The sequence below is a fragment of the Nocardiopsis sp. iso_40 genome (assembly GCF_056173285.1).
This window is the reverse complement of record NZ_CM149666.1, coordinates 3534130-3550406: the sequence shown is the minus strand read 5'-3', so window position 1 is coordinate 3550406 and position 16277 is coordinate 3534130. Positions and strand designations below refer to the sequence as shown.

The following is a 16277-nucleotide window of genomic DNA, read 5'->3' as shown; positions in this document are numbered from 1 at the left end:
CCTACCCCCCCGTTCCTAACGTGGGACGCATGAACCCACCAGACCGGCCCACCCCGCGGAGCGGTCCCGGGCCGCGCATCCGTTCCGCCCTGGGGCTGCCCTTTCCCGCCGTCGTCGCCCTGGCCCTAGTAGCGGCGCCCCGAGTGGTCCTGCACGACCTCTGGATCATCCACGAGGGCACCTTCGTCAACGCCCTGTTTGTGTTCGTTCCGCCCCTGGTGTGGATCACCGTGGTGCTGTGGCGGCGGGTGCCGAACCCGTTCCTGACGCTCCTCGTGGTGGGCCTCCTGTACGGCGTTCTCCTCGTGCTCGGCCACCAGATCCTGTGGAACACCAGCTGGGATGGTGCTCCGCCGACCCTCGGCGGCAACCTGAGCGACCTTCCGCCCGTGGTCCAGGAGGTGGTCGTGCGCGGGTTCGCGGCACTGAGCAGCCTGGTCACCGGCACCGCCGTGGGCGCCGTCTGCGGCCTGATCGCCTGGGGTGTCGACAGGGCGGTCCACCGCGGGGAGCGCTCCCCGGCAGGCTGACCGCCGACGGCCGCCGGATCAGTTGACGGCGACCTCGGAGCCGCCGGTGATCCTGACCAGCTCGGCGTAGTCGAGCGGGAAGATCGTGTTCGGGGTACCGCCCGCGGCCCACAGACGGGGATAGTCCGCCAGGGCGGGATCGACCACGGTCTCCACCGGTACCGGGTGGCCCAGGGGCGCGACCCCGCCGATAGCCTGCCCGGTCGCCGCCCGCACCTCCTCCGGTTCGGCACGCCGGATCCTCTTCCTGCCCAGGCGTTCGGCCAGCAGGGCGAGGTCCACCCGGTGCCGTCCGCTGGTCATCACCAGCAGCGGCTTCCCGTCGGCCATGAACACCAGGCTGTTGGCGATCGCGCCGACCTCGCACTCCAGGGCTTCGGCGGCCTCCGCCGCGGTCCGGGTGGAGGCGGGTAGTTCACGCACCCGTCCCCGCGCCCCGAGCGCGCTGAGCGCCCGCGCCACCTGACGGCTGCGTTCGGGCAGGTCCTCGACCTCGTCCATGCCGATCCCCTCGTCGCTTCCGGGTGCAGGTTATCCAAGGGCCCCGGTCCGGGGCCCAGCCGGCGGAGCGGCTCCCGAACCGGCCCCGCCGCCCGCCCGGGTCCGACTCAGCCTGAGGCGGCGCCGAACCACCTCGGCAGTTCGTCCAGCAGAGCCCCCTGGTCCTCTCCCGCCCACGCCACATGGCCGTCCGGACGCAGCAGCACGGCGGGCACGTCCAGTTCCCCGCTGGTGTCGACGACGTGGTCGACCCGGTCCGCCCAGCCCTCCACCGAGAGCCGCCCGGTCTGGTCCAGGAGCAGCCCGCGTCCCCCGTGCAGCAACCCGTAGAGGCGGCCCCGCCCCAGGCCGATGTCGCGCATCCGCCCGCCGAGCAGCTCGTGCCCCTCCCCGAAGTCGTAGCGGACCCCGAGCGCGGTGATCTTCTCGGTCAGGTACCGGTTCACCTCGTCCAAGTCCATCAGCTCCGACACCAGCCCGCGCACCGCCTGCGGCCCCGGCTCGGTGGACATCAGCTCCATCTGCGCGCGGGTGTTGTCCAGCACGTCGGCGGCCACCGGGCGCCGTTCGGCCTCGTAGCTGTCCAGCAGCCCCTCCGGCGCCCAGCCGTTGACCTCGGCGGCCAGTTTCCAGCCCAGGTTGAACGCGTCCTGGACCCCGAGGTTGAGCCCCTGCCCACCGGTCGGCGGGTGGATGTGCGCCGAGTCGCCCGCCAGCAGCACCCGGTCGATCCGGTACCGCTCGGCCAGTCTGGTGGCGTCACCGAAGCGGGACAACCAGCGCGGTGAGTGCACACCGAAGTCGGTACCGGCCACCGCGCGCAGCCGCCGCCTGAACTCCTCCAGGGTCGGCGGGACCGCGCGGTCCCGCGCCACCCCGTCGGCGGGCACGATGACGCGGTGGACCCCGCCGTCGAAGGGCGCGAGACCGAACCGCTTCTGGGTCCTACGGACCTCACCCACCACGGCGGCGACCTCCTCCGGCGGCGCGGTCACCTCCATCTCGCCCAGCAGCGTCTCGACCCTGGAGGGCTCACCGGGAAAGTCCACGCCGAGCAGCTTGCGCACCGTGCTCCGACCGCCGTCGCAGCCGACGAGGTAGCGCGAACGCAGCCGCGTGCCGTCGGACAGCTCGGCGCTCACCCCGTGCTCGTCCTGGCTCAATCCGACCAGCGCACAGCCGCGCCTGACCCCGGCGCCGAGTTCGGTGGCGCGCTCGGCCAACAGGCGGTCGACGGTGGGCTGCGGGATGCCGAGGACGTAGGGGTGCGCGGTGTCCAGCCCCTCCGGTGCCGGTTTGGCGATCCCCGCGAAGAAACCACCGAGCGGATACCGCCGACCGAGCGCGAGGAACCGCTCCAGCAGGCCCCGCTGGTCCATCAGCTCGATACTGCGCGCGTGCAGGCCGAGCGCGCGAACCACCCTGGTCGGCTCCGCGTCCCTCTCCAGCACGAGTACGCGCACACCGTGCAGCCGCAACTCGGCGGCCAGCACGAAGCCGGTCGGACCGCCACCGACCACGATCACGTCGAACATGAGCTCTCCCCGTTCGTTCAGCCCGGACCCCGGCCGCCCCGTGCGGCCTGCGCACCGACAGCGGCACACGCGCCTGTCGGTCCCCTCACCTGGAGGTTCCGGCTACGAGCGTTGATTCTGCGGCATGCCCCGGGTCTTGCCGCAAGCCCCGGGGTGCGCTATAAATTAAGAGTGGCGAGGAGTATTTTTACCCCTCGCCTTTGCTTTTTCCTCGGCCCCCTCGAGGGCGCATCGAACGGAACACACCTCGTTGACCAGGGCCGTCATCGTCCTGGCGCAGAGGCGACACGTGCCGGTCGGACCAGGCTTGTCCGGCGGATCGCGCGAAGGCTAGGCTGCGGCGATGGAACGCGTTACCGACGTGCCCGAGAGTCTCGCCCAGCCTACGGACCCGGTTCGGGCGAACGACTACGACAGCTTCGCCGAGGCGTACTCGGCGGAGAACGAGAGCAACATCCAGAACGCGTACTACGAGCGGCCCGCGATGGTGGCCCTCGCCGGAGACGTGGCCGGTCGCCGGATCCTGGACGCCGGCTGCGGCTCGGGTCCCCTGTCCGCTGCTCTGCGCGAGCGCGGCGCCGTCGTCACCGGCATTGACGCCAGCGCCGGGATGCTGGCATTGGCCAGAGAGCGGCTCGGTGACGATACGGACCTGCGCGTGGTCGACCTGAGCGACCCCCTCCCGTTCGCCGACGGCTCGTTCGACGACGTGGTCGCGTCGTTGGTGCTGCACTACCTGGAGGACTGGGGGCCGACGCTGGCCGAGATGCGGCGCGTGCTCAGGCCCGGCGGTCGGCTGATCGTGTCGGTGCAGCACCCGTTCGCGGACTACGCGATCCAGGATCCCCGGCCCGACTACTTCGCGACCACCAGTTATTCCGACGAGTTCACGTTCAACGGGCGGCCCGCCACGCTGAGGTTCTGGCGTCGGCCGTTGCACGCGATGACCGATGCCTTCACCGCAGCCGGCTTCCGCCTCGCCGTCCTCAGCGAACCACAGCCCGACCCGGCCGCCCGTGAGTTGTTCCCCGACGATTTCCAGGACCTGTCGACCAGGATCGGATTCCTGTTCTTCGTCGTCGAGGTACCGCCGTCGGCTGCCGGATCGGACGCCTGAGGGCCCGCCCCCATCAGAGCTCGGCCGAGTTCGGCCCACCGGTGATCCATCCGGGAAGCGTCCACCACGCCGCCGGACCGCGCGCCCCGTCGCGGACCGTCTCCGCCCCGTGGCCGGTACCGAAGAAAGTGCGGAAAACTCCACAGCGGCGGGAACCGGTACCACCAGCGACGCGTCCTACCAACAGCGCCGGATTCTCCACGAACCCCCATCGGTCCCACCGCCCACCTCCCCTGGCGCTCGGGCAGCGGACCTAGGTAGGAAGAAGACGCTTTGATCTTCAAGCGCATGCTCGCCAGTGTCGGCATCGGCAGTGCCACCGTAGAGACCACCCTCGACAACGAGACCGTCCAGCCGGGCGGTACCGTCACCGGCACCCTCAAGGTCACCGGAGGCAAGGTCGCCCAGACACTGGAGGGCATCAGCGTCGGTCTCCGCGCCAACGTGGAGAAGGAGTACGAGTACGAGGACTCCGAGGGTGAGACGCAGTCGGGCGAGTACACCATCGACGTGGTCGTCGCCGAGCAGACGCTCACCGACGAGGAGATGGAGCTGGAGCCCGAGCAGGAGTTCGAGCTCTCCTTCGAGATGATCGTTCCGATGGAGGCCCCCATCACCTCCATCGGGGGCACCCACGTGCTGGACAACGTGGGCCTCAACACCCGTCTGCACGTGGACAAGGCCCTGGACCGCAAGGACGTGGACCCGCTGCTCATCGAGCCCCTTCCGGCCCAGGCCGCGGTCCTGCAGGCGCTGGACGCACTGGGTTTCGTCCTGAAGGGCGTCGACCTGGAGAAGGGCGAGATCCCCGGCACCCGCCAGAAGCTGCCCTTCTACCAGGAGCTCGAGTACTCCGCCGCGGGTCAGTACGAGGGCCTGGAGTCGCTGGAGCTGACCTTCCTCACCGACGACGAGGGTGTGGACGTGGTGCTGGAGCTGGACAAGAAGCCCGGCATCCTCTTCAGCGAGGGCGGCGACACCCTCCTGCGCCTGAGCATCGAGCACGAGGACACCGACCCCGAGGAGATCGCTGCCAAGCTCCACGAGTGGGTCCACGCCATCGCAGGCAACCGCAGCCTGCTCTAGGCCGTGTCTCCGGGCGCCACTGAGCCCGGGCACCCAGCCAAGTGCGGCCGGACGATCACAGGGGCCCGGCCGCACCCCCAGACTCCGGGTGCGCCCGCCATCCCCGACGCTCCCGGCCACGCACCCACCGGGAAAAGGAAGTATCCATGGTCATCAAGCGTCTGCTCGCCGGTATCGGATTCGGTGGAGCCTCGGTGGAAACCTCTCTGGACTCGTCCGTGACCGTTCCGGGGGGCTCCCTGCGGGGCACCGTCGTCATCGAGGGCGGCGACGTCGAGCAGCAGGTCGAGCAGCTCACCGTCGGCCTCCAGGCCCGGGTCGAGACCGAGGTCGGTGACCACGAGGTCAACAGCGACATGGAGTTCCACCGGGTACGCCTGGGCGAGGGCGTGGCCCTGGTTCCCGGACAGCGCTTCCAGGTGCCCTTCGAGCTCTTCGTGCCCTGGGAAACCCCCGTCACCGCCTACCGCGGCCGTCACCTGCACCGCATGAACCTCGGTGTGAACACCCGCCTGCACGTGGCGAACGCGGTCGACCCCGGCGACCTGGACCCGGTGGGCATCGAGCCCCTCCCCGCGCAGGCCGCCATCCTGGACTCCCTGTTCTCCCTCGGGTTCACCTTCAAGCACGCCGACCTGGAGCGGGGCCGCATCGCCCAGACCCGGCAGCGGCTGCCCTTCTACCAGGAGATCGAGTTCCACGCCCCCAGCCGCTACCGGGGCCTGAACGAACTGGAGCTGTCCCTGGTCACCGACGAGCACGGTGTGGACGTGGTGCTGGAGCTGGACAAGAAGCCGGGCCTGCTCTTCTCCGAGGGCCGCGACACCTTCCACCGCTTCACCGTGAACCACCACGACGGCGCCGGACGCGACTGGACGGGCCACCTGCACCAGTGGATCGACTCCCTGGCGGGCCGCAGGGACTTCTTCTGAGCCAGGCGGGCCCGGGGGCGCTCCCCGGGCCCCGGGCCGCTCCCCGCGAGTGTCATGAGGGGCGCCGGCCGCGAATGTCCCTGGGATGACGCGGGGGACGGGATCCGGGCCGGAGGTCAGTCGGCCGGGATCAGGGAGATGGTCCCGTTCCCGGTCCGAGCGGTGACGGTGTTGTCGCTGGCCTCGTCCACCGGGACGTCGGCGACCACCCGACCGTTGTCGGAGGTCTCGAACACGGCGTAGGGGCCGCCGGGCAGGGCGATCGTGGCGTCACCGTTGTTGGTGCTGACCTCGACCTCGGAGGGGGCTTCGGTGAACGCGGCGTCGATGTCGCCGTTGTCGGTGGCGGCGCTCAGGCTCTCCGAACCGATCCCGGTGAGGTTCATGTCCCCGTTGACCGAGGTCAGGGTGAGCGGTCCGGTGGCGTCGGAGATGTCGAGGCCGCCGTTCCCGGAGCTGATCTCGACCGGGGCGCTGAACCCGGACACGGTGACGGGGCCTTCGTCGGTCGCCACCGTCAGTGCGGTGTCGGCCGGGACGATGACCTGGTAGCGGATCCGGCAGTCGGAGAACGCCGCGCAGTCCGTTTCCAGGCGGAGGGTGTCGCCGGTCAGTTCCCAGTCCCCGTTCGGGTTTCCTTCGGCCTCGCGCTGTACCCGCACCTCGTCGGTGCCGCCGGGGACGATCTCCAGCGCGGCGTTGTCGTTCTCGACGATGAGCAGTTCGGGTACGCCCTCGTAGCTCTTCTCCTCCGGATCGCCCGGTTCACCGGAGCCCGCCTCCTGCCCGCACCCGGCCAGCAGGGACAGGGCCAGGAGAACGCTTCCGGCGGCGAGCAGCCTGCGCCGCACCTCCTCGCGGACGGTGCGGGACGTCGGCTCCTGAGATCCTGCCACGGTCCGAAGCTAGCATGCCCGCAGGTATCGGACACCCGTGGGTGCCGAAGGGCACGGAGCCCCGGGGGAGTGGGGCCGGGACCACCCGCCGGGAGCCGGAGTCCGTGATCCTGGCCGGGTGCGCCGCAGGCGCGGGCCCCTCGGGCTGATGTCCGTACGGAGCGCTACCGTCCACCCATGATCGATCTCTCCTTCCCCCCGATGCTGGAAGACCTCAGGAGGACCCGTGGCGCCCGGGACATGGACTTCGAGATGTACGAAGCCTTCGAGCACCCTGACGAGACCGCGTGGTGGTACCGGTTGTGGACCGGAAACGAGGGGGTCGACGGCAGCGAGCTCCGCTTCTTCGGCATGGAGGGCTCGGGCGGCTACACCGGCCTGTGGCTGGTCCGGGAGGGTCGGCCGCTGACCGAGCAGCCCGTGGTCTTCCTCGGCTCGGAGGGGGAGCTCGCGGTCATGGCCACCGATCTCGGAGCCTTCCTGTGGCTGGTGGCCCAGGGACACGGGCCGTGCGAGGCCATGGGGTGGAGCGACGACGGTCCCTGCGAGCCCGACCCCGGCGCTCTGCAGGTCGCCCGACGGCACGCCCCCGACGCCTGCCGTGATCCGGGGGAGATCCTCGGGCGGGCCCGGGAGGAGTTCCCGGACTTCCAGGGGTACATCGACGCGCAGTGCCGGTGAACGGGGCTGGCCGCCACAGCCGTTGACCGTGCGCAAAGGGGGTGCCCGGGCCCGGTCGGTCAGAGGTCCAGCCGCTCGCCCCGTGTCAGGTCCCGGAACCGGTCGAGCGCCTCGGGGGCCAGACCGCGCACGAGAAGGCCCGCGCCGTTGTCGACAGGCGTAGGACCAGCCGGTTCCCGGCCGTATCAAGCTCGGCCTCTCTCCACCCGTCGCTCTCGTCCGGACCGTCCGCCCGGTGAGCGGCGTAGGCACGGAGGAATTCGCAGGACCCGTTACGGATCCTGAGCTCCTGGGCGAGAGCAACGAAGAAATCGAACGTTGTCGTCACGGGTGGACGGTATCCGCAGCCGCCCTCGGTTCCGGGAGCAAGGGCCACGGCAGCCTCGTCCGTCGCGTCTGGCAGATCGGGAGGCCCTGGGCATCGGGTCCGGTGAGCCGCGAAGCCGCAGGTCCACGCGCACGAGTCCATACGGTGCACGGCAAGGGATAGCGGCCATAAATCTTTTTCGGGCCGAATACTTTGCTTGACCGGACAAAAAACCAGATTGGAATGGCGGCCGCATCCGACCTGCGACATCATCCTCACATGTCGAAAATGTGGTTCTTGGCCATGCTGCTGGCGATCACTGCCCTGCTCGGCTTCGCGTTCTTCGTCCTCTGGGTGGGCGGCGGCATCACCAGGGACTCCGCCTGGGAGTTCGCCGCCTGGGTCAGTGCGGCCCTCACCGCGATCGTCGTGGCCGTGGCCGCCTGCGTCACCCTGTTCGTCAGGGTCTCGGGGAGGAAGGACGACGAGGGCCTGGCCTGGCCGCGCAAGCCGTTGGAACTGACCCGGGGAGCTCTGTCCGCGGTGATCGCGGGAACGGTACTGCTGGGGTTGATCCTCGGAGGAGGCATCGGCTACGGCGGTGCGGTGATGCGGCAGGACCGGGAGGAGCAGCGTTCCGAGGACGAAAGCTCCTCGTCCTCCTCCACAGCGGATCCCGTGAGCGGTGAGGACGACGACACGGAAAGGACGAAGGACGGGACCGCCGACGGCCCCCCTCCATCGGATGAGGACCCCTCCCCGACACGAACCCCGGTGGAGGCCAGCGGCCAATGGGGGCTCTCCCGGCTGGAGGTCAAGGAGAGCGGGCACCACTACGGCACCGGCACCTACACCGTCGACGGCCAGGACTACACGGAGACCGTCCGGTTGAACAGCTGCAAGACGTGCTCCGTCGAGTTCGACCTGGGCCGGGACTGGACCACCTTCGAGGCGTTGGTGGGCCTGAGCGATGACTCCCCGAGTGACGTGACGGTCGCTGTGCGGGTGCTCGCGGACAACAACCTCCTCGCGACGCACACCCTCACCCTGGGCCGGACCGAAGAGGTCTCCGTCGACGTCGAAGGCGCCCTGAGGCTGCGCCTGGAGGCGGAGAGGGTCGAGAACTCGGGCGGGACGGCCGTCTGGGCCGACCCCACCGTGGCGCGCTGACCCGCCACCCGCGCAAGTTCCGATCCGCCCGCGCAAGTCCCGAGGAGGCCCGGCGGGCGGGTCCCGCCTCACCCGCCCCGGCCCGCCCTGCCGCCGCGCGCCAGCAGGTACAGCAGGTAGGGGGCTCCCAGGATCCCGGTGACCACACCGACCGGTACCTCGCTCCCGCCGAAGGCGGTGCGGGCGAGCAGGTCCGCGCAGACCACCATCAGCCCGCCGCAGGCAGCGGCGGGAAACAGCCCGACGGCCCGCTCCCGCAGCAGCCGTCGCACGATCTGCGGGGCCACCAGCGCGACGAACGCCACGGGTCCGGCGACGGCGGTGGCCATGGCCGCGAGCGCGGTCGCGGTGAACAGCAGGACGGCCCGGGAGAGCTGCACCCGGCCGCCCAGGGCGATCGCGGTGTCCTCACCGAGCTGGAGCAGTGCCAGCGGACGGGCCAGCGCGAACGCGACCGGCGCCAGGACGGCGAGTGCCAGGGCGACCGTCGCCGCGTGCGGCCACTCCCGGTTCGCCAGACTGCCGGTGAGCCAGAGCATGGCGCGCTGCGCCGTGGTGAGTTCGGTGCGGGTCAGCAGGTACGAGGTCGCCGCGCCCAGCATCGCGGTGAGCGCGATCCCCACCAGGACCAGCCGCTGCCCGCTGACCCCCCGCCGGTAGGCGAGCAGGTACAGCAGCAGTGCGGTGCCCACGGCCCCGACCAGGGCACTGGACGCGACCGTCAACGCCGTACCGCTGAAGGCGACGATGGCCAGCACCGCAGCGGTCGTGGCGCCCGCGCTGACCCCGATGATGTCCGGGCTGACCAGCGGGTTGCGCGCCAGCCTCTGCAACAGGGCGCCCGAGAGCGCCAGCGCGGCGCCCACCCCCAGCGCGGTCAGGGCGCGCGGCAGCCTCATCTCCACCACCACGTGAGCCGCCATCACACCGCCGTGCCCGGTGAGCGCGCCCACCACCTCCTCCGGTCCCATCGCGAAGTCGCCCACGGTCAGTGAGACCAGGGCCACCGCCGCGGCCAGGGCGGCCAGCAGGGCGCCGAGCGCTGCCTCGGGCCAGTACACCCGCACCGACAGAGCGCCCAGGCGGACTACCCCCGTGCCCGGCATCAGCACTCCGGAACACCCGGTCACAGTCCCGCCGCCCTTCGCCGTCGCACCAGGAGGATGAAGAACGGCGCACCGACCAGAGCGGTGACGATGCCGACCTGGAGCTCCTCGGGGCGCGCCACCACCCGGCCCACGACGTCGGCGACCAGCAGCAGGACGGGCGCCAGCACCGCCGACCACGGCAGCACCCAACGGTGGTCGGGGCCGACCAGGGCGCGCGCGATGTGCGGGACCGCGACCCCCACGAAACCGATCGGACCGGCCGCGGCGGTCGCCGTCCCGGCCAGCAGCACCACCGCCAGCGCGCTCGCCCCGCGCACCAGCCACAACCGAGTCCCCAGCGAGCGGGCCAGCTCGTCACCGAGCGCCACCGCGTTCAGCGGGCGCGCCAGCGCCACCGCCAGCACCAGCCCGGCGACCAGGAACGGCAGCGCCTGGAGCAGCGCCGCACCGTCGGCCCCGGCCAGGGAACCCACCACCCAGAACCGGTACTCGTCCAGGCCCGCGCGGTCCCGCAGGATGATCGCCGAGGTCAGCGACCCCAGCAGGGTCGAGATCGCGGCGCCGGCGAGCGCGAGCCTGACCGGGCCGGCCCCGTCCGGGCCCAGCGACCCGACGGCGTAGACCGCGCAGGCGGCCACCGCCGCGCCCAGGAAGGCGAAGGCGACGTAGCCCAGCAGCGCCGACACCCCGAGCACGCTGATCGCCAGGACCGCGGCCAGGGCCGCCCCCGCGTTGATGCCGAGGATCCCCGGGTCGCCGAGGGGATTGCGGGTCACCCCCTGCACCAGGACCCCGGACACGCCCAGGGCCGCCCCGACGGCCAGCCCGGCGAGGGTGCGCGGCACCCGCAGGTGCCGCACGACCAGGTCGGTGTCCGAACCGGTGAAACCGGCGTAGGCGGCATACACGTCGGCTACGGACAACTGCTGGTAGCCGACCAGTACCGACGCCAACAGGGCCCCGGCGAGCACCAGCAGCGCCACCACCAGCCCGACGCTTCGGCCCCAAGGACCGTTGAGCATCCCGGAGCCGCCGGACGGGGTCCGCGGTTGCCTGCGCGGTTCGGAGGGGGCGGGGGACAGGGGCCTTTCGGCCACACGGTCGACCATCGCCCGGCCTACCCGAACAGGTCGGAGTGGATGGTCCCGGCGACCTTGGCCACCGCGTCCGCGCTGCGCACGCCCGCGGAGCGGTCGGCGAAGGTGAACCCCTCGACCCGGCCCCCGGTGACCGCGGTCAGGTTGGCCAGTGCGGGGTCTCCCATGATCTGCTCGATCTGGTCGGCGGCGTCGGCGGAGGTCATCCGCGCGTCACAGCACACGTCGACCAGGATGAAGTCGGGGTCGCGCGCGATCACGTCCTCGGTGGCGACGTCGTGGTTGCGCCTGCCGTCGAGGTCGGCGAAGGCGTTGACCCCGCCCGCCAGGTCGATGATCTCGGTGGAGAAGTCCGGACCGCCGGCCACCCGGAACCCCTGGTCGCTGGGCCGACCGATCATCACTGTAGGCCGGTCCTCCTCCGCCACGCGGCCCTCCAGGGCCTGGGCGACCTCCTCCACGGTGGCCTCCATGTCGGCGATGACCCGTTCGGCGCGCTCCTGTTCGTCGAAGAGGGTTCCCAGGTCGCGCAGGTCGGCGTAGACGTTGTCCATCGTCACCGTGGCGGGGTCGATGGTCTCGTCGGTGCGGCCGTCCTCGCTCGGGCACAGCGGGGACAGGATCCAGCTCTCGACGCCCAGTTCGCGCAGGGAGGCCCGGGTCCCCAGGCTCTCGTCGGTGAACACGCCGTTGAACCCGGAGAGCACGAAGTCGGGCTCGTGGCTGAGCAGTTCCTCCAGGCTCGGCAGGTTCGGGTAGTACTCCTGCTCGGCCTGGGCGGCGGCGTGTTCGTCCATCACCTCGGCGTCCAGGAACGCCGTTCCGACCAGGCGGTCGCTGATGCCCAGCGCGTGGGCGGTCTCGATGGCGGGCTGGTAGGCGGCGAACACCCGCTCCGGCGGCTCTGCCGCGGCCACGTCGACGTCGCAGTTGCGGATCGTCTCCCCGGCGGCTTCCGGGGCGGGGGAGGAGGGGGACCCGCCGCAGGCGGTCACGGCCAGCAGCAGGGCGAGAACGGCGGCGGAACGGGCACGGCCCAGGGCCGCCCGTGCGTCGGTGGGCTTCATCGAACAAACCATCCTTCGTGGTTTGATGACGCGGACGGTCGCAGCCGGTCTCCTGGCTCCCGGAGTCGGGCTTGTGCCCCGCGCCTGCCCCCTTCCCGGACCCGTGCGGGTCCGGTGGCGTGTGGGAGGCGCCCTCCGGTCACAGTGGCGAGGACCGCGCCGGATTCCCACCGGCTTCCCGTGCACTGCGACGTCGACGAAATGAACTTGTGTCGGTAATCAACGGATCACGGTAGTACACCGGGGTTTCCCCGGGGAAGCCCGCTCCCGTTTGCCGCCGGGCCCCCGGATCGGCAGCGGGAGCGGGTGCGTGGATGACGTGACCGGGCTCCTGGCGCGGCGAGGCCGGTTCCGGCCCGGACCCGCCCCGGGACCGTGCACGCGGGGCACCACCGGGTCACAGGAGTTCGAGGCCCTGGCCTGTGGTTCCGTGCCGCGCCCGACAGGAGGTGAACCCGAGATCTCCGGATCAGCAGGTTCAAACCTTGATCCGTCGTCCGATCTCGGCCAAAAGTGCATCTTTTGGGAAAATTGCGGAGGAGAGTGCAGGCCGAAGGAATTCTGGTGCCTTGAGTGAAGTGGGTCACGGGTTCCGTGTTCACTTTGTCCTGTTAACTTCCTTCTCGGTTTCAGGAAACGGTCGAGGCCGTCCCGCAACCGGGGCGCCCCCACAGCTCGGCCATCCCCCATACCTGGGCCTAGAGAGCACACCGCCATGTCCCGCGCCGTGCGAGCAGTGACCGCTGCCGCCCTGTCAGCCGCGTTGCTCACCCCCTTCCTCCACTCCACCGCGCACGCACAGGAGGAACCCGGTCCGTCCCCTCAGGAGGGTTCAGCCTCCACCGCGGAGCTCTTCGAGCAGGCCGCCGTCACCCGGGCCAACGAGACCGGGGAGCCGGTGGAGATCGCCGGAGCTACCACCGAGACCACACGCCATCTGGCCAACCCCGACGGCAGCTTCACGATGGAGCAGAACGCCCACCCGGTCCGGGTGCGCAACGGCAGCGGGTGGACCCCGGTCGACACCGACCTGGTGACGGACTCCGACGGCAGGGTGCGCCCCAGGGCGGCGGCCGCGGACATCGCCTTCTCCGGCGGCGGCGACACGGCGCTGGCGAGCATCGGGCTGGGCTCCAACTCGGTGGACCTGGGCTGGCACGAGGACCTGCCCGCACCGGTACTGGAGGCCGACAAGGCCACCTACCCGGACGTGCTGCCCGACGTGGACCTGGTGCTGACCGCGGGGGCCGACGGCTTCGGCCAGGTGCTGGTGGTGCACACCCCGGAGGCGGCCCGGCACGAGATGCTGGCCGATCTGGAGCTCGGCTTGGCCACCGAAGGCGTGACCATGCGGCTCGGTGAGCACGGCAACCTGGACGCCATTGGCGATCGCGGCCAGGAGAGCGTGTTCAGCGCCCTCGCCCCTGCCATGTGGGACTCATCGGGCGAACAGGACATGGCCGAGGACGCCACGGTCATGGCACCCACCGGCGCCCGCACCGCGCTGCTGGACGTCGATCTGGCCCCGGACAGCATCCGCCTGGTCCCGGACGCGGCGATGCTCACCGACGAGGCCACCCAGTACCCGGTCTACATCGACCCCTCGGTGGCGGTCAGCCGAGTGGGGCGCACCTACGTCAACCGCAGTTACCCCGGCCAGTCGTACTGGAACTACTCCACCTCGCACACCCCCGGCGTGGGCTACGAACCGAACGAGGGCAGCACCAAGCGCGCGTTCTGGCGGTTCCGCGTCGACTCGCGCACCCGTGACGCCGACATCACCCGCGCCACGTTCCGCGCCAAGGTCACCCACGCCTACGGGTGTACCGACGCGCGCGTCCAGTTGTGGCGCACCAACGCGATCACCTCCAACACCACCTGGAACTCCCAGAACCCGTCCTCGTTCTGGAACACCAGGCTCGACACCCGCACCATCAACGCGGGGCGTTCCAACTGCCCCGGCGGAGCCTCCCCGTCGGTGGAGTTCAACGCCACCGACGGGTACGTGTGGAGCCGTGACGCCGGGCACGCGACCACGACGGTCGGGTTGCGCGGCAACGAGACCCGTTCGAGCAGTAACTGGGACTGGCGCCGCTTCGCCTCCAACCCCACCCTGCAGGTGGACTACAACAACCCTCCTGAGATCCCCACCCAGGTGTCGGACTCCCACGGCGGCCCTTGCTCCACCGACCCCGACGACCCCCGGCTGATCAACGAGACCCGCCCCACCTTCACCGCCTACGTGCGCGACCGCGACTCCACCTCCGCCAACCGGCAGAAGGTCAAGACCCGCTTCGCGTGGTGGGTGGACGGCGAACGCCTGGATGACGTGGACACCGCGAGGACCGACATCGCCGTGTGGTCCTCCGGCTCCTTCCAGTCGGTGCGCTCGGGCGCTCTCCCAGAGAACGTGCTGATCACCTACCGGGCCAACGCCAACGACGGCGTCTCCTGGTCGGGATGGTCCACCCGCTGCTACCTGACGGTCAGCACCGACCGCCCCGAACAGGGCCCGGAGGTGACCTCCACCGACTACCCGGCCGGGGACGCCTTCCACGGTTCCACCGGGCTGCCGGGCGAGTTCACCTTCTCCAACAACGGGGTCGAGGACGCCACCGGCTACAAGTACGCCCTCAACGACGACTCCTGCGTCACCGAGGTCGAGCCCGAGACCCCCGGCGGATCGGTGACCGTCACCCTCACACCCCGCCTGGAGGGACCCAACCGGATCTACGCCCGCACCGTGGACGCCTTCGGCAACTCCTCCGACTGCGTCCTGGCCCACACCTTCCTGGTGGCACCGCCCAGCGACCCGGTCGCGCACCTGGCCTTCGACGAGGGTCAGGGCGACCGCGCCGCCGACGCCGTCGACCCCGACCGCGGGGCCACCCTCTCCGAAGGCGTGGAGTGGGTGCGCGGCCGGGTCGGCGCCGTCGACAACCCCGACACCAACCCCACCCCGCGCCTGAACGGCACCGCCGTGCACACCAGCGGCTACACCGACGGCGACCCCGGCCCCTACGACCAGATCAACGCCGACTACCCGGCCGTGGACACCAGCGGCACCTTCTCGGTGTCGGCCTGGGTCAAGCTGGACCGCGCCCACGCCCACCACACCGCGGTGGCCCAGGAGGGCGAGGAACAGAGCGCCTTCCACCTGGGCTACCAGGGCAACACCGGCGAGTGGGTGTTCAAGATGTCCCCCGAGGACCAGCACTGGGACGGCTCCCGGGAGTGGGCCGTGGTGACCTCCTCCGCCCCCGCCGAGACCGGGGTGTGGACCCACCTGGCGGGCACCCACGACTCCCAGACCGGAGAACTCGTCCTCTACGTCGACGGCGTCCGGCAGGGAGCGTCCACCCACACCGGCTCCTGGAACGCCACCGGCCCCCTGACCGTCGGCCGTGCACTGTTCCAGGGGGCGGGAAACTACTACTGGCCCGGGTCCGTCGACGACGTCAAGGTCTGGGACCGCCTGGTCCTGGACGAGACCGTCACCGACGCTGAGCAGCACTCCGAGGTGTGGAGACTGGCCAACCGGCCCCTGGCCCCCGAAGGGCGCTGGGCGCTGGACGAGTACCAGGGCACCGAGGTGGCCGACTCCACCGACCACGGTTTGGACGCCACCCTGCACGCCGACCCCGGCACCGCCTGGGACCGCGCCGAGAACGACATCACCTTCTCACCCGGGGTGCGGCTCAATGGTGACGACGAGTACGTCCAGGCCACCGGACCGGCCGTGCGCACCGACCGCAGCTTCACTGTTGCCACCTGGGCACGCCTGGACGAGACCGGCGGGAGCGTCAACGTCTCCGCCCTGAGCCAGGCCGGCGAGTTCCAGAGCGGCTTCCACCTGGGCTACCAGGGCTCCAACGGCAACTGGACCTTCAAGATGGCCCCGCACGACGACGCCCCCACCGAGGGGGCCGCCGGATGGACCTACGCCTACTCCACCACCCCCGCCCGGCTGGGGGAGTGGGTGCACCTGGCCGGGGTCTACGACCACACCAACGGCCAGCTCGTGCTCTACGTCAACGGCTTCGAGGAATCCCGTGTGGCCGTGGACCACGCCTGGCACGCCGACGGACCGGTGCGCATCGGCAGCGGCCAGCACCGCGGTGCCAACACCTACTTCTGGTCCGGCGACCTCGACGACGCCCACACCTACCAAGGCGTGCTCAACGAACGCGAACTCTCCCAGGTCTACGCGGGACGGATCCCCGTTCCGCGAGGCTGACCCAGGCTCCAC

13 protein-coding genes and 1 riboswitch are annotated in these 16277 nt (G+C 70.9%); of the genes, 7 read left to right on the top strand and 6 right to left on the bottom strand.

The window, feature by feature from the left end:
* Positions 1 to 29 precede the first annotated feature (29 nt).
* Positions 30 to 530, top strand: coding sequence for a hypothetical protein (locus AC0VYD_RS15555; RefSeq protein WP_475476250.1), 501 nt, complete (start codon positions 30 to 32; stop codon positions 528 to 530).
* A gap of 18 nt (positions 531 to 548) precedes the next feature.
* Here AC0VYD_RS15555 and AC0VYD_RS15550 read toward each other — a convergent pair whose 3' ends face one another.
* Together AC0VYD_RS15550 and rox are read right to left on the bottom strand one after the other, a co-directional pair.
* On the bottom strand, positions 549 to 1031 hold the full coding sequence (locus AC0VYD_RS15550; RefSeq protein ID WP_475476249.1) for a YbaK/EbsC family protein: 483 nt from the start codon (positions 1029 to 1031) through the stop codon (positions 549 to 551).
* A gap of 107 nt (positions 1032 to 1138) precedes the next feature.
* Positions 1139 to 2566 (bottom strand): rifampin monooxygenase, encoded by a 1428-nt coding sequence (gene rox / locus AC0VYD_RS15545; RefSeq protein ID WP_475476248.1) that lies wholly within the window; start codon positions 2564 to 2566, stop codon positions 1139 to 1141.
* Positions 2567 to 2909: 343 nt separating this feature from the next.
* Here rox and AC0VYD_RS15540 point away from each other — a divergent pair, with 343 nt between their 5' ends.
* The 3 genes from AC0VYD_RS15540 to AC0VYD_RS15530 all read left to right on the top strand — a co-directional run bounded on the left by AC0VYD_RS15540 (position 2910) and on the right by AC0VYD_RS15530 (position 5701).
* Entirely contained in the window at positions 2910 to 3683 is a 774-nt protein-coding gene (locus AC0VYD_RS15540; protein WP_475476247.1) for a class I SAM-dependent methyltransferase, read from the top strand.
* Between the two features lie 273 nt (positions 3684 to 3956).
* Entirely contained in the window at positions 3957 to 4769 is an 813-nt protein-coding gene (locus tag AC0VYD_RS15535; protein ID WP_475476246.1) for a sporulation protein, read from the top strand.
* A 146-nt stretch (positions 4770 to 4915) separates the two neighbouring features.
* Positions 4916 to 5701 (top strand): sporulation protein, encoded by a 786-nt coding sequence (locus AC0VYD_RS15530; protein ID WP_475476245.1) that lies wholly within the window; start codon positions 4916 to 4918, stop codon positions 5699 to 5701.
* 116 nt (positions 5702 to 5817) lie between these two features.
* Here the strand turns inward: AC0VYD_RS15530 and AC0VYD_RS15525 are convergent, their stop codons facing one another.
* The gene (locus tag AC0VYD_RS15525; protein ID WP_475476244.1) at positions 5818 to 6597 is read right to left on the bottom strand and encodes a DUF4097 family beta strand repeat-containing protein; all 780 of its coding nucleotides are present in this window, start codon (positions 6595 to 6597) and stop codon (positions 5818 to 5820) included.
* Positions 6598 to 6774: 177 nt separating this feature from the next.
* Here AC0VYD_RS15525 and AC0VYD_RS15520 point away from each other — a divergent pair, with 177 nt between their 5' ends.
* Complete coding sequence (locus tag AC0VYD_RS15520; RefSeq protein ID WP_475476243.1) at positions 6775 to 7278, top strand: SMI1/KNR4 family protein; 504 nt, start codon at positions 6775 to 6777, stop codon at positions 7276 to 7278.
* Between the two features lie 610 nt (positions 7279 to 7888).
* Positions 7889 to 8755, top strand: coding sequence for an NPCBM/NEW2 domain-containing protein (locus AC0VYD_RS15515; protein WP_475480278.1), 867 nt, complete (start codon positions 7889 to 7891; stop codon positions 8753 to 8755).
* Positions 8756 to 8823: 68 nt separating this feature from the next.
* Here AC0VYD_RS15515 and AC0VYD_RS15510 read toward each other — a convergent pair whose 3' ends face one another.
* Genes AC0VYD_RS15510 through AC0VYD_RS15500 form a run of 3 tightly spaced genes read right to left on the bottom strand, consistent with a single transcriptional unit; the run spans position 8824 to position 12028 of the window.
* A complete protein-coding gene (locus AC0VYD_RS15510; RefSeq protein WP_475476242.1) occupies positions 8824 to 9861 on the bottom strand; it encodes a FecCD family ABC transporter permease in 1038 nt (345 codons plus the stop codon).
* A gap of 20 nt (positions 9862 to 9881) precedes the next feature.
* On the bottom strand, positions 9882 to 10973 hold the full coding sequence (locus tag AC0VYD_RS15505) for a FecCD family ABC transporter permease (protein ID WP_475476241.1): 1092 nt from the start codon (positions 10971 to 10973) through the stop codon (positions 9882 to 9884).
* An 8-nt stretch (positions 10974 to 10981) separates the two neighbouring features.
* The gene (locus AC0VYD_RS15500) at positions 10982 to 12028 is read right to left on the bottom strand and encodes an ABC transporter substrate-binding protein (protein ID WP_475476240.1); all 1047 of its coding nucleotides are present in this window, start codon (positions 12026 to 12028) and stop codon (positions 10982 to 10984) included.
* Positions 12029 to 12053: 25 nt separating this feature from the next.
* Positions 12054 to 12233, bottom strand: a riboswitch (cobalamin riboswitch).
* A gap of 510 nt (positions 12234 to 12743) precedes the next feature.
* On the opposite strand from AC0VYD_RS15500, the gene AC0VYD_RS15495 reads away from it, so the two are divergent.
* Positions 12744 to 16265: a LamG-like jellyroll fold domain-containing protein gene (locus tag AC0VYD_RS15495; RefSeq protein WP_475476239.1), complete on the top strand. Its 3522-nt coding sequence runs from the start codon at positions 12744 to 12746 to the stop codon at positions 16263 to 16265.
* The last annotated feature ends 12 nt before the right edge of the window (positions 16266 to 16277 follow it).

Coding starts and splice junctions, on each gene's coding strand:
- AC0VYD_RS15500 (WP_475476240.1), bottom strand. CDS start 12,028: ATGAAGCCCACCGACGCACGGGCGGCCCTGGGCCGTGCCCGTTCCGCC.
- AC0VYD_RS15530 (WP_475476245.1), top strand. CDS start 4,916: ATGGTCATCAAGCGTCTGCTCGCCGGTATCGGATTCGGTGGAGCCTCG.
- AC0VYD_RS15520 (WP_475476243.1), top strand. CDS start 6,775: ATGATCGATCTCTCCTTCCCCCCGATGCTGGAAGACCTCAGGAGGACC.
- AC0VYD_RS15515 (WP_475480278.1), top strand. CDS start 7,889: ATGCTGCTGGCGATCACTGCCCTGCTCGGCTTCGCGTTCTTCGTCCTC.
- rox (WP_475476248.1), bottom strand. CDS start 2,566: ATGTTCGACGTGATCGTGGTCGGTGGCGGTCCGACCGGCTTCGTGCTG.
- AC0VYD_RS15555 (WP_475476250.1), top strand. CDS start 30: ATGAACCCACCAGACCGGCCCACCCCGCGGAGCGGTCCCGGGCCGCGC.
- AC0VYD_RS15550 (WP_475476249.1), bottom strand. CDS start 1,031: ATGGACGAGGTCGAGGACCTGCCCGAACGCAGCCGTCAGGTGGCGCGG.
- AC0VYD_RS15510 (WP_475476242.1), bottom strand. CDS start 9,861: ATGCCGGGCACGGGGGTAGTCCGCCTGGGCGCTCTGTCGGTGCGGGTG.
- AC0VYD_RS15540 (WP_475476247.1), top strand. CDS start 2,910: ATGGAACGCGTTACCGACGTGCCCGAGAGTCTCGCCCAGCCTACGGAC.
- AC0VYD_RS15505 (WP_475476241.1), bottom strand. CDS start 10,973: ATGGTCGACCGTGTGGCCGAAAGGCCCCTGTCCCCCGCCCCCTCCGAA.
- AC0VYD_RS15495 (WP_475476239.1), top strand. CDS start 12,744: ATGTCCCGCGCCGTGCGAGCAGTGACCGCTGCCGCCCTGTCAGCCGCG.